Annotated in this window: 9 protein-coding genes and 1 pseudogene; 4 read left to right on the forward strand and 6 right to left on the reverse strand. The window is 73.2% G+C overall.

The window, feature by feature from the left end; translation table 11 throughout:
- Positions 1-60: 60 nt before the first annotated feature.
- Both BLU82_RS10210 and BLU82_RS10215 read right to left on the reverse strand, forming a co-directional pair.
- Complete coding sequence (locus BLU82_RS10210) at positions 61-1,017, reverse strand: hypothetical protein (RefSeq protein WP_092619327.1); 957 nt, start codon at positions 1,015-1,017, stop codon at positions 61-63.
- Between the two features lie 221 nt (positions 1,018-1,238).
- Positions 1,239-2,156 carry a Gfo/Idh/MocA family protein gene (locus BLU82_RS10215; protein WP_092619330.1) on the reverse strand — a complete coding sequence of 306 codons (918 nt, stop codon included), beginning with the start codon at positions 2,154-2,156 and terminating at the stop codon, positions 1,239-1,241.
- Between the two features lie 66 nt (positions 2,157-2,222).
- Between BLU82_RS10215 and BLU82_RS10220 the strand changes: the two genes are divergently transcribed.
- From BLU82_RS10220 to BLU82_RS10235, 4 genes are read left to right on the forward strand one after another with little or no spacing between them, the layout of a single operon-like run.
- Positions 2,223-4,862 carry a bifunctional GNAT family N-acetyltransferase/acetate--CoA ligase family protein gene (locus BLU82_RS10220; RefSeq protein WP_092619333.1) on the forward strand — a complete coding sequence of 880 codons (2,640 nt, stop codon included), beginning with the start codon at positions 2,223-2,225 and terminating at the stop codon, positions 4,860-4,862.
- A 32-nt stretch (positions 4,863-4,894) separates the two neighbouring features.
- Positions 4,895-5,476, forward strand: coding sequence for a DUF5998 family protein (locus BLU82_RS10225; RefSeq protein ID WP_092619336.1), 582 nt, complete (start codon positions 4,895-4,897; stop codon positions 5,474-5,476).
- A gap of 3 nt (positions 5,477-5,479) precedes the next feature.
- A complete protein-coding gene (locus BLU82_RS10230; RefSeq protein WP_092619339.1) occupies positions 5,480-6,586 on the forward strand; it encodes an alkaline phosphatase family protein in 1,107 nt (368 codons plus the stop codon).
- A 7-nt stretch (positions 6,587-6,593) separates the two neighbouring features.
- Positions 6,594-7,241 (forward strand): thymidine kinase, encoded by a 648-nt coding sequence (locus BLU82_RS10235; RefSeq protein WP_092619342.1) that lies wholly within the window; start codon positions 6,594-6,596, stop codon positions 7,239-7,241.
- 22 nt (positions 7,242-7,263) lie between these two features.
- Here the strand turns inward: BLU82_RS10235 and BLU82_RS10240 are convergent, their stop codons facing one another.
- The 4 genes and pseudogenes from BLU82_RS10240 to BLU82_RS36290 all read right to left on the reverse strand — a co-directional run.
- Positions 7,264-7,719: a carboxypeptidase-like regulatory domain-containing protein gene (locus BLU82_RS10240; protein ID WP_092619345.1), complete on the reverse strand. Its 456-nt coding sequence runs from the start codon at positions 7,717-7,719 to the stop codon at positions 7,264-7,266.
- A gap of 11 nt (positions 7,720-7,730) precedes the next feature.
- Complete coding sequence (locus BLU82_RS10245; protein ID WP_197682849.1) at positions 7,731-8,363, reverse strand: RNA polymerase sigma factor; 633 nt, start codon at positions 8,361-8,363, stop codon at positions 7,731-7,733.
- Positions 8,364-8,852: 489 nt separating this feature from the next.
- Entirely contained in the window at positions 8,853-10,733 is a 1,881-nt protein-coding gene (locus BLU82_RS10250; RefSeq protein WP_157740789.1) for a metallophosphoesterase, read from the reverse strand.
- Between the two features lie 784 nt (positions 10,734-11,517).
- Positions 11,518-12,714, reverse strand: a pseudogene (locus BLU82_RS36290) (phosphodiester glycosidase family protein); the annotation flags it as partial.
- Positions 12,715-12,947: the final 233 nt, after the last annotated feature.

Below are 12,947 nucleotides of genomic sequence, written 5' to 3' on the forward strand. Positions count from 1 at the left end.
CGGGCGGCCTCCCGAAGGAGACCGCCCGCCGCCGGTGTGTCAGTGACGGATGGCCCGGGTTCAGCTGAACGCGGGGCCCGCCGCCTCGGCCGCGTCGGACGCGACCGTGGAACGCGCCTCGGCGTCGGCCTTGGCCTGCGCCTTGCGGTCCGCCGCCACGTCGGACGGAACCGCCGCGGTGCGGGAACGCGCCGCCGCGGCAGCCGCCGCGCCGGAGTTGTCCTCGCCGCGGACGCGGTTGTTCTCGGCGACGACGGTGCCCGTGTTGCCCGAGACGTTGAAGTCGCCACGGACCACGTTGTCGGACACGTACACGTCGGCGCTGTTGTCGGTGATGCTGAGGTTGCCGCCGAAGGCGTTGTAGCCGCACCCGGTCAGCGGGGCCGACGCGCCGATCTGGAGGATCTCGCCGCTGCCGCTGAACGAGGCATCGCCGTCGATCTCCGACAGGCACAGGACGCCGCCCTGCTCGGCGCCGGTCACCGAGTAGGTGCCCTCGATGACGGTGTCGTACACGTCGGTCAGGGTGTCGCCGGTGGTCGCGAGGTTCCGGGTGACCCAGCCACTCTCGATGAAGGTCTCACCGTTCGTGGAGGTGACGCTGCGGGCGTGGTCCGAGCCGACCGAGTAGAAGAACCCGGAGTCGGTGGCGGTGACGTTGTTGCCGAGCGTGCTGTTCTCGGTGTACGCGCCGTACGCCGCGCTCAGGACGGTGCTGCCGCTGACCGAGGTGCCGACGACGTCAGCGAAGCCGTTCGCCAGGACGCGGACGTTGCCGTTGACGGTCGCACCGTCGAGCAGCAGGTTCGCGTCGGCACGAACGGTCACGTTGCCGTTGATGACGACGTTGGTCAGCTCGCACGACTTGCCGGCGGCCACGACGAGGTCACCGGGGACGGTGACGTCGGCTGCGACGCCGTCACAGAACGTGGTCAGCGCGGCCTGGGACGGCGCGGCGAACCCGACGGCCATGAGGCCGGCGGCTGCCGCCGTCAGGGCGATCTTGCGGTAGCGCATGTGCGCTCCTCTCTGCGGATGCTGCGGATGATCCGGAGGCTCTGTGCGCAAGGATTCAGTTGTCGAGACCGAGCCGAAGCGACAGACACCCCCTACTCCTGCCGGAGACTTGGTACGACGTGCACTCTTTCCGGGAAATGACGATCATGTCAAGGTTTAGCCCGTATTTCGGGGCACTTGTCGACATGAGTTCGCCTCGCCGACACGAGAGAAACCGGCGTTCATTGCGGCGACATTTGTCCGACGTGTCGCGCGCGGTCGAGGTGGTCCTGAGCCCGGACCAGGACGTCCAGGACCCGGGCGCCGAATTCCAGGCCGTACGGATGCGCCGGGGCGCCGGGCCGGGCGGCAGCCGTCAGCTCGGTGATCGCCGTGCTGAGCGCGTCGACGACGGTGGTGTGCGGGTCGGGGAGCACGGCGTGCCCGGCGCCGCCCCACACGCGCGCGTAGAAGAGACGGGCCGCGGCGGGGAGGTTCTGGGAGACGCTGACGGTGCTGGAGGCGCCGCCGCGGTGGCCGAGCACGAGGTGGAGGGTGCCCAGCGGGTCCTCGTGCGCGGCGACCGTCTCGACCGGCTCCAGGAGGTTCAGCAGGATCGACAGCGCATGCGGCCCGAGGTCCCAGAGCCCGCCGTCGCGCTCCAGCCGCCACGGCGTGGAGAAGGCGCCGTGCTCGCGCTGCACCGAGCCCAGCGTCAGCGCCGTGCCGCCCTCCCACGGGTGCTCGACCGCGGCGGCCTGGCAGGACGCCAGCCAGTCGCGCACCTCGGGCCGGTACAGCTGGGTGAAGAACACTGCGCTGGCCACGCCGGACGCCGCGGCCGCGTCGGTGAGTGCACGGCCGGTGGCGGCGTCGTGCGCGATCGGCTTCTCCAGCAGCAGGTGCTTGCCGGCGGACGCGGCGGCCGTGGCATACCCGGCCTGGACGTCGGGCGGGACGGAGAACTCGACGGCGTCGACGTCGGACAGCAGCTCCTCGAAGGATCCGTACGCCCGCACACCGAACTCGTCGGCCAGCGCGGCCGTGCGGGCCGGGTCGCGGCCCCAGACGCCGGCGAACGTGACGTCCGCCGTCGCCGCGAGCGCGGGCGCGTGGGTCACGCGGGCCCAGTGTCCGGTGCCGACCAGTCCGAAGCGCATGGAAGGGGACACTACCGGCGCGTCGGCACCCGCCCGCGCGGCCGTCCGGCGGCTAGCCTGAACACCGTGGACGAAGCGGCGGTCTATCCCGCGCACTGGGAGGCCGACGTCGTGCTGTCCGACGGCGCGACGGCGCACCTGCGGCCCATCGTGCCAGCCGACGCCGAGCGGCTGGTCGAGTTCTACGCGCGCGTCAGCGACCGCTCCAAGTACTACCGCTTCTTCGCCCCCTACCCGACGCTGACCGGCCGCGACGTCGAGCGGTTCACGAACGTCGACCACCGCGACCGGGTGGCGCTGATCCTGCTCATCGGCGACGCCATGATCGCCGTCGGCCGGTACGAGCGGCTGGACGACACCGACGCCGAGGTGTCGTTCCTGGTCGAGGACGAGCACCAGGGCCGCGGCGTGGGCAGCGTGCTGCTGGAGCACCTCGCCCAGGCCGCCCGCGAGCGCGGCGTGCGCCGGTTCGTCGCCGACATCCTGCCGGCGAACCACAAGATGATCGACGTCTTCGCCGACGCCGGCTACACCGTCGACAACAGCTACGAGGACGGCGTCGTCCACGTGGAGTTCGAGATCGCCCCGACCGGCAGCTCGCTTGAGGTCATGGCGGCGCGCGAGCACCGGGCCGAGGCGCGCTCGATCGAGCGGCTGCTGACGCCGCGGTCGGTCGCGGTCGTCGGCGCCAGCCGCTGGCGCGAGAAGATCGGCCAGACGCTGGTCCGCAACCTCGTGCTGGGCGGCTTCACCGGCCCGGTCTACGCGGTCAACCGCGAGGCGACGGCGATCACCGGCCTGCCGGCCTACAAGAGCGTCCGCGACGTCCCCGGCGAGATCGACCTCGCGCTGGTCGCCGTCCCCGCCGACGCAGTCGCCGAGGTGGTCCTCGACTGCGCCGCGAAGGGCGTGCGCGGGCTGGTCGTGGTGTCGTCCGGGTTCGCCGAGACGGGCGAGCCGGTGGGCCGGTCGCGGCAGGCCGAGCTGGTCCGGCTGGCCCGGGCCCACGGCATGCGCATCGTCGGGCCGAACTGCCTGGGCATCGTCAACACCGACCCCGTGTTCTCGCTGAACGCGTCGCTGGCCACCACGCTGCCGCCGGCCGGGCGCGTCGGGTTCTTCGCCCAGTCCGGCGCGCTGGGCAGCGCCATCCTCGCCGACGGCGCCGCCCGCGGCCTGGGCGTGTCGACGTTCGTGTCGGCCGGCAACCGCGCCGACGTGTCCGGCAACGACCTGCTGCAGTACTGGCGCGACGACCCCGCCACCGAGGTTGTCCTGCTGTACCTCGAATCGCTGGGCAACCCGCGCAAGTTCTCCCGGCTGTCCCGCGCGGTCGCCGAGGTCAAGCCGGTGGTGGCGGTCAAGAGCGGACGGTCCACCCAGGGCGTGCCGCTCGGGCACACCGTCCGGCCGATCGAGGCGCCGGCCGACGCGCTGGACGCGATGTTCCGGCAGTCCGGAGTCGTCCTGGTCGACACCATCCCGGAGATGTTCGACGTCGCGCAGGTGCTGGCGTTCCAGCCGCTGCCCACCGGCCGCACGGTCGCCGTCATGGGCAACTCCGGCGCCCTGTGCCTGCTGGCCGCCGACGCCGCCGTCAGCGCCGGTCTGGACGTCTACGGCGACCCGGTCGGCTTCGGCGCCGGCGCCACTGCCGACGACTACCGCAAGGCGCTGCGCACGTTCGTCGACGAGCCCGCCGTCAGCTCCATCCTCGTCGTCTACGCGCCGGCCGTCGACGGGCCCGGCGGCGAGGACGTCGCCGCGGCGCTGGCCGAGGTCACGGCGGCCGGGAAGCCGGTCGTCACGACGTTCCAGGGCCAGCGCGGCGTCCGCGGCCCGGCCGGGGTGCCGTCGTACCCGTCGCCCGAGGAGGCCGCCCGGGCGCTCGGCCACGCCACCGCGTACGCCGAGTGGCGCCGGCGCAGCCACGGCAAGGTGCCGCGGCTCGAGGGCTGCGACGCCGCGGGCGCGCGCAAGCTGGCCCGCGGCGCGCTGAGCGCGGTCGGCACCGACCCGCAGACCGGCGCCGACCTCCCGCCCGCGCGGCTACGTGAGCTGCTCGCCGCCTACGGCGTCGACCTGCTGCCCATGGTCGACGCGCCGACGCTCGACGCCGCGCTGGGCGCCCTGGACGTCCTGGGCGGCGAGGTGGTGCTGAAGGCGACGTCGCCGCGGCTGCGGCACCGGCCCGACCTCGCCGCCGTCTGGCGCAACATCGACACCGCCGACGAGATGCGCGACGCCTGGGCGACCATGGCGCAGACGCTGGCCGACCCCGTCGAGGCCGGGTTCGTGGTGCAGCCGATGGCGCCGGGCGGGGTGCCGGTGTCGATCCGGGCCTGGGAGGACCCCCTGTTCGGCCCGGTGGTCTCGTTCGGGCTGTCCGGCGTGGCGTCGGAGCTGCTGGGGGACCGGTCGTACCGCATCCCGCCGCTCACCGACCGCGACGCGGCCGAGATGGTGCGGGAGGTGAAGGCGGCCGCCTTGCTCATGGGCTACCACGGCGGCATCATGGCCGACCTGGGTGCGGTCGAGGACCTCGTGCACCGCATGTCGCGGCTGGTCGACGAGGTGCCGGAGGTCGGCTCCGTGGAGCTCGACCCGGTGCTCGCCGGCGAGTCCGGCCTGACGGTCGTCAACGGCTCCGCCCGGGTCGCCGCCCCGGCCGGGCGACAGGACTGGTACACCCGGCGACTGCCGTGAGGCAGCGGCCACGAGCGTGGGAAGATGGAGGAATGGCGGATACAGGGACGCGTGAGGGTCTTCGCCTGGCCATCCAGGAGGCCGGCTATTACCCCGATCTCGTCGCGGACATGCTCGAGACCTCGCTGGCCGGCGAGGCCGTCGACTCCTACGTCGTGCACCACGAGCCGCACTTCGACCGCGACGAGTTGCGCCGGCACGTCAGCGTGCTGGTCCTCACCCCGACGAGGCTGATCGTCGGCCACACCGACGAGTACCCCTCCGACGACACCCACGACGTGCCGTACGCCACCACGTCCACCGAGGCGGTGCCGCTCGACCGCGTCACGTCGGTGGTGGTCAGCCGCACCGTCACCGCGCCCGCCTCCTACCGCACCGGCGCACCGGCGCTCGACGTCGTGCTCACGGTCGGCTGGGGCGCCATGAGCCGCATCGACCTCGAGCCCGCCACCTGCGGCGACCCCGAGTGCGAGGCCGACCACGGCTACACCGGCGCGCTGACGTCCGACGACTTCACGCTGCGGGTCAGCGAGGCCGGCGACGGCAGCGGCCGGGTCCGCGACCTCCTGACGTTCGCCCGCGCGCTGTCCGCCGCCACCATCAGCGTGCGGTGACCGGTGCCGCTGCCGCGTTACGGCGAGGACGCCCTCGCTGACCTCCTGCCGTCCGTGCTGGCCGCCCTCGGCGTACCCGACGAGATCGACGTGCTGGGACTGCCGCCGGCCCGCCGCTACTGCATCCTGCTGGTCGACGCGCTCGGCTGGAACCTGCTGCGCGCCCACCCGGCGCAGGCGCCGTTCCTGACGTCGCTGACCGGCCGGTCCATCACCGCCGGCACGCCCACCACCACGGCCACCAGCCTGGCCAGCCTCGGCACCGGGCTGCCGCCGGGCAAGCACGGCATCGTCGGCTACACCTCGCGGGTGCCGGGCGGCGACGGCATCTTCAACGCGCTCAAGTGGGATCCGCCGCTGGACCCGCTGACGTACCAGCCGTACCCGTCGCTGTTCGACCGCGCCGCGCGGGCCGGGGTGGCGACGACCGTCATCGGGCAGAGCAGCTTCCGCGACACCGGGCTGACCCGCGCCGCCATGGGCGGCCCGTTCCGCTCCGCCAACACCTACGGCCAGCGGGTCGCGGCCGCCGTCGAGGGGTCGTCCGGCGCCACGCCGTCGCTGGTGTACGTCTACGACGGCGACCTCGACTACACCGGCCACCAGCACGGCTGGCGCTCCGCCGCCTGGCGCTACCAGCTGGCCATGGTCGACCGCTTCGCCGAGCAGCTCTACGACGAGCTGCCGCCCGAGACCGTCCTCGTCGTCACCGCCGACCACGGCATGGTCGACGTCGAGCCCGACCGCCGGATCGACGTCGACGACGTGCCTGCGCTGCGCGAGGGCGTGGCGCTGGTGGCCGGCGAGGCCCGGTTCCGGCACGTCTACGCCGCCTCCTCGGGAGTGGCCGACGACGTCGCCGCCGCGTGGCGGTCGGTGCTGGGCGACCGCGCCGCGGTGCTGACCCGCGCCGACGCCATCGCGGCCGGCTGGTTCGGCGCGGTGGAGGCGCGGGTGGCCGAGCGCATCGGCGACGTCGTCGCCAGCGTGCACGGCGACTGCGCGGTCGAGCGGCGCAGTGTGTTCCCCGTCGAGACCCGGCTGCGCGGCCTACACGGCGCGCTGACCGACGACGAGTTGATGGTGCCGTTGCTGGTCGGGGAGGCGTGATCCCGGCGTGGCGGAGCTGACGTTCTTCACCGGGACCATGGACTGCGGCAAGTCGACGCTGGCGCTGCAGACCGACTACAACCACCGCCGCCGCGGGCTGTCCGGGCTGCTGCTGACCTCGCACGACCGCGCCGGCGAGGCGACAGTGTCCAGCCGGCTGGGGTTGTCCGCCGACGCCGTCGAGGTCACTCCGTCGACGCAGCTGTGGGCGCTGGTGGCGGCCCGGCTGACGTCCGGCGCCCGCATCGACTACGTCATCGCCGACGAAGCCCAGTTCTACACGTCCGAGCAGGTCGACGACCTTGGCCGCATGGCCGACGAGCTGGACGTCCCGGTGTATGCGTTCGGCATCCTCACCGACTTCCGCACCCGGCTGTTCCCGGGGTCGGCGCGGCTGGTCGAGCTCGCCGACCGCGTCGAGACCCTGCAGGTCGAGGCGCTGTGCTGGTGCGGGCGGCGGGCGACGCACAACGCCCGCACGGTCGGCGGCATCATGGTGACGGAGGGCGAGCAGGTGGTCGTCGGCGACACCGACGGCGCGGGCGTGGTCGGCTACGAGGTGCTGTGCCGGCACCACCACCGCCGCCGCATGACCGCCGTCAGCGCCCGGGTCGCCGAGACCGGCGCCGAGCCGCTCCCGTTCGCCGCCGGCTGAGGTCGTCACGGACGACGTCCGGTCAGATGCTGACCCAGCTGGTGACGACGGCCGGGCGGGCGTCGTCCTCGAAGCGGCAGCTGACCGAGATGGGGCCGGGCGCGACCGGCGCGGCCCGGAACCGGCCGTCGGCGTCGGTGGTGACGGTGACGACGCCGTCGACGTGGCGCACCTCGACCGTGGCCGGCGCCGGCGCGACGATCTGGCCCATGACGCGGTGTGCGCCGGCCTCGCGGGTGACCTCGAGGACCACGACGGTGTCGCCGGAGGTGAACGTCAGCAGCCGCGGCGCCTCGGTGCCCGAGCGGACGGCGGCGGCCGGCTCGGCGCTGGAGTCGCCGACGAGCTCGGCCAGTTCGGCGTCGGCCGTACGCCACACCAGGCTCGCCTTGGCGATGTCGACCAGCCGCCGCGGCGGCGGGTCGGTGGCCTCGATGATCTCGCGGAGCTGGTCGACCAGGTGGTCGTCGTCAGCCATGGATGCCCCCTTCAGCGCCGGCCCGTGCGCGGGCGGGCGCTGGCCGGGCCGGTGTCGTTCGTCTCGCGGGCGGTCTCGGTGCCGCCGGTGTCGTCGCCGTCGTGGATGATGCGGCGCAGGTGGTCGAGGCAGCGCTGCCGCGTGGGTCCGACGCTGCCGACGGGCATGTCGAGCTCCGCGGCGACGTCGGCGTAGCGCGGGTCGGCAGCGGCGACCGTGAGCCGCAGGAGGTCCTGGCAGCGTGGCCGCAGCCGCTGGAACGCGCGCAGTACCGCGACCTGCTCCTCGCGGGCGAGCAGCGCCTCGACCGGGCCGGGATCTGGGGTAGCGGCATCGTCAGCGCGATCGGCGACGTGGAGGTCGGGCAGCTCGGTGCCGACCTTGCGCAGCAGCCGCAGGCACTCGCGGCGCGCGGTGGTGACCAGCCAGGCCGCCAGCCGCTCCGGTTGGGCCAGCCGGCCGAGGTGCTCGACCAGCCGCAGCCAGGTGCTCTGGAACGCGTCCTCGGCGTCGCCGCCGTGCAGCCGATGGCTGCGGACCACCGCCCACACCAGCGACGCGTGGTCGTCGACCAGGCGGTCCCAGGCGCGTTGATCGCCCCTGGACGCCGCCTCGACCAGCTCACTGACGGACAGTTCGGCCACCGCCCCGAGTATAGATGCAGGTAGATCGCCGTCAGTGACGGGCACGCGCCCCCGGGCGTGGCGAACCACGCCCTGCCCACGTACCCGTCACCCCCCGTTGTGCCGATCATCGCAGCAGCCCCCCGGCTTCACAGACGTTGTACGAGCAGACGTCGTGGACGCCTGCGTCGCCTGGCTGCGAGGATCTCGACGACGCGGTTTCTCGAAAGAGCCCGCCACGGTTCCAAGGGAGCGAGGCCGCCGCGCACGGGCTGGTCGGGTGCGGCCGGACGTCGTGCTGGTGTCATGGCCGCCTCCCCTAGGTGTGCGCGACACGGCCGGAGGTTCCTGGTCCGTGGAACGCCGACTGGTGGCCTAGCTCGGCGTTCACAGATACAGAGCGCGAAGCGGCCGCCCAGATACGTGCGAAGGGGAAATTTCTCGGATTTCTTCGTTTCCGCAGGTCAGGCCTTGGGGGAGCGGGCGGCGTCCCGCCCGCTCCCCGTCCGGTCAGCCCTGCGCCGGCGCCGCCTCAGGCGCTGCCTCGGCGCCCGTCAGGGGCACCTCGACGGCGCCGCCGGGCGCGTTGGACTCGACGACGAGGTCCGCGCTCGTGCGTCCACCGGCGGCCGGCGGCGTGAACCGGACCGCCACGTCGCACGAGGCGCCCGGCGCGACCGGCGCCGCGGTGCACGCCCGCGCGTCGGCCACCGCGAACGCGTCCGCCGTCACCGTCAGCCCGGACACCGTCAGCGGCCGGTCGCCGGTGTTCGTCAGCGTCACCGGACGCACCGCGGCGTCGGCCGCCACGGCGGTGAACACCGGCGCGTCCGCGTCGACCCGGGCACCCGGACCGGCGGCGGCCACCACCCGGACCGTCGTCCGTCCCGTCACCGGCGCCAGCGACTCGTCGCCGGTGTAGGGGCGCATGGAGTCGGCGGTGACCTCCAGCGTCACCTCGCCGGTGCGCAGGCCGGTCAGCTGCCGCGTCACCGGGTCCAGGATCGCCACCTTGCCCTGGTCGCGGGCCCGGCGGACGGCCTGCTCGCCGGAGCCGACGGCCAGGCCGTCGTCGCCGGACCAGCGCACGGACATCGGGTAGGCCAGCGGCACGACCCGGCTGCCCGGCAGCACGCCGGACGGTTGGACGACGTGCCCGCCGACGGTCACCGCGTGGCCCGCCTCGACCGTCTCCGGCGCCTCGACGACGACCTGCTGGGCGAACGCGCGGACGTTGGCGTTGAGCCACTGCTGCGCGCCGGACCCGTCGCGGTCGACGTTCCACTCGACCCAGCCGGTGAAGCCGCCGCGGTCCGGGGTGCCGTACGGCGCCTTGCCCGACGACGGGTGCACGACGTACTGGACGCCCTCCTGCCGCTGGACGTTCGTGATCTGGGCGTGCGAGCCGACCATCGCGGCGCCCTTGTTGCTGCCGGACCGGAAATCGGCCAGCAGCCGTTCGACCAGCTGGACCTCCATGCGGTCGCCGAGCTGGCTGGACTTCGTCTCCGCCGGGTCGTCGACGGGGTGGTGGGCGAAGACCATGACGTTGCTGACGGCGTCGTCCTCGGCGGCGGTCGCCAGCGCCTCCTCGAGCATCGGCAGCTGGTCCCAGTCCGAGCCGCGCAGGCTGCCCAGCGCGCTGTTGAGCAGGATGAACCGGGTGCCCTTGTGGTCGAAGGTCCGGTATGGACGGCCGAACTCGGCCTCCCACGCGTCCAGCGTCGACTGCGTGTTGCCCACGCCGTAGGACTCGTGGTTGCCCGGCACGTAGTAGCAGGGGACGGTGTCGGGGTCGTCGTCCGGCTCGGCGCCGACGGCGACGAGGTCGCAGCCGCCCTCTTCCAACGTCTGGCGGGCCAGCGCGAGGTCCTCGGGCAGGCCGCGGTCGACGATGTCGCCGTTGAGCACGACGAGGTCCGGCTCCTCGGCGCGGATGCGGTGCAGCGCGGCGACGGCGACCTGCGTGAGGTCCGGCGACGCGGCGGTGAACTGGACGTCGGAGAGCGTGGCGAAGGACCAGTCGGCGCCCGGCTGCGGCCGCCCGTCGGCGGACACCAGCGGGTCGGCGCGCAGCGGCTCCTGCGGGGGCAGGTCGATCTGCGACGGGACGTCCGCCTCCAGCCCGCCGATGACGAACCGGCCAGGCACTTGCTGGTCGACGGCGGTGTTGATGCCCTGGAACGAGTTGAACCGGATCGGGAACACCGCCGTCGACGGGATGGTGAACGTCGCGTACTGCCACTCGTCCGACGGCTGCAGGCCGGTGCCGTAGACGCCGATCGAGGTGCCCTCGGCGTCCCAGAAGCCGGCGTAGGTCAGTCCGCTCGGCACGAACACGTCCGACTTGAGCTTGAGCCGGACCCGCAGCGGCTGGCCCGGGATCTCCACCCAGCGGCTCGGGTTGCTGGCGGCGGTGATGCCCTTGTTGCGGGCGGCGCCGAACTCCAGCCGGATGCCGTTGGGGGTCGTCGAGGATGTCCATGCGCACGCCGGCGGTGCCGTTGCGGGTCCAGCGTCCGGTGGCGGCGTGCTCGTCCTGGAAGTCGTAGACCTGGACGGTCTGGACGCCGACCGTCACGGGCAGCCGGATCGTCCGGCCGGCCGCGCTCAGCTCGACGACGGTGCCGCCGGCGGCCAGCGGGGTGACCAGCAGGCCGGCGCCGTCCGCGGTGATGTCGACGACGCTCTCGTCGTAGCTGAGGTCGAGGTCGACCAGCTCGACGGGGGCGGCGAAGCCCTGCGCGTCGCGGCCGGTGACCTCGACCCGCACCGCGTTCTCCGGTCGCGCGTCGCCGATCGAGAGCCGGCTCGTGGACAGCTCCAGCGAGTGCAGTTCGCCGAGGATGTCGATGCTGCGCACGCCCTGGGCTGCGCCTGCGGTCGCATGCACGACGACGCGGCCGCGCCGGTTCGCCGGCACCTCGAGCACCGAGCCGTCGACGGTGCCGCCGCTGCTGCGCCAGCGGACGCTGTTCGGGTCCAGTTCGACCGGGGTGAGGTGGTCGTCGACGGCCTTCGCGGTGAGCGTGCGGTGCAGGCCGGGGAACGCGCGGGCGTCGTCCTCGCCGGGCGTGATGACCAGCTGCTTCGCCGTGCCGCTGCCCGGCGCCACGAACAGGCCGACGCCGTTCGGGTCCGGCCGCTCGGCGCCGTCGGAGGGGCTGTTGCGGACGGTCGCGGCGTCCTCGCCGAGCGGGCGCGCCACCATCGACGTCGAGCCGCCGCCGTCGAGGTTCCAGGCCTGTTCCGCGCCCAGGCGCACCATGAACCGGGCCAGCTCGCGCATCGTCATGCCGTTGACCGGCGACTGCCGCCCGTCGTTCGTCATGAGGATCATCGTGCGGCCGTCGTCCTTGAAGCCGATGACGGTGCGCGGGTGGACGGCGTTGTCGAGCTCGGAGTCCGGGCGGGCGACGCCGTCGCGGACCAACTCGCGGTTGGAGCCGATGACGAAGCGCATCTGCCGGGCGATCTCGTCGCTGAGCTCGTAGCTGAGCGTCACGCCGTCGCCCGGCTGCAGGGTGCGGATCGCGGCCGCGCCGGCCTCCCGTCCGACCAGCACGAAGGCGCCGTCGGGGATGGGGCCTTCGCCTGCCCTGCTGGCGTCGACGGTGACCACCCGCTCGTCCTGGACCAGCACCGACGCGACGTCGGTGGCGCCGCTGACGCCGATGGCGCGGCTGTAGCTGCCCCAGGCGGGCGTGTAGGCGACGATGGCGTTCGCGGGGGAGCCGGACATCGTGTTCGACGCGTTCAGCGAGGTCACCGGGTGCGCGCTGCCCCCGAACGTCGCCGTCGCGTCGAGCGTCATGTCGACCGCGCGGCCGATGCCGTCCCTGCCGACGCCGATGTGCGACCACGTCCCGTGGTCCGACGACTTCAGCAGCTCGCCGTCGCGGACCTCCGCGCCCAGCGGCGCGCCGGAGTTGTTGATGTCGAAGAAGTCGCCGTTGACCCCGGCGACCGCCCCGGCCTCGTTCACCATGACGCTCGTCGCCTGGCGGTCGGTGACGTGCTCGCCGGCCAGCAGGTCGCTGGTGACGGCCGGGTTGGCGAGGTCGGCGGTGAGGATGTGCTGGTCGTACCAGCCGGTCGGGGTGACGGAGGTCAGCTCGCGCAGCGTGATGCCGGGCCCGATCTGCTCGGTCCGGTCCACCAGCTCGATCGCGTCGTCCGTCAGCGGCGGCTCGTCCTGTGCTGTGGCGGGCACGCCGGTGAACCCGCCGACCACGACGGCGGACACCGTCAGAGCGGACAACGACGTCACCCATCGACGTCGTACGTTGGTGCTCGACATTGGCATCGAGTCCTTGGATAGAGGTATAGGCCAATGCCATTGAAGTGGTTCGATGCACCTTGTCCTAGTCATCCCATTTGCGGCGGATGGAATTCTGGATGAACCGGGGTCGTGGGTGCGCCCTGGGTTGTCGCTCGGCAGCGATTGGGGTGGTGGTGTTCCGGGCGCTGGCTCGGCGTCGGTACGGCGACCTGGCCCGGACCCCCGTGATCATGTCCGCTGACGGCATGCCAGCGACCGCCACCGAACATGATCATGAAATCCCCGGCTCGGTTCGCACCGTCGCGGGGGGCTCGTGTCCGGTC

Origin of the sequence: Jiangella sp. DSM 45060 (assembly GCF_900105175.1) — a bacterium.
In the GTDB taxonomy this organism is placed as follows: Bacteria; Actinomycetota; Actinomycetes; order Jiangellales; family Jiangellaceae; genus Jiangella.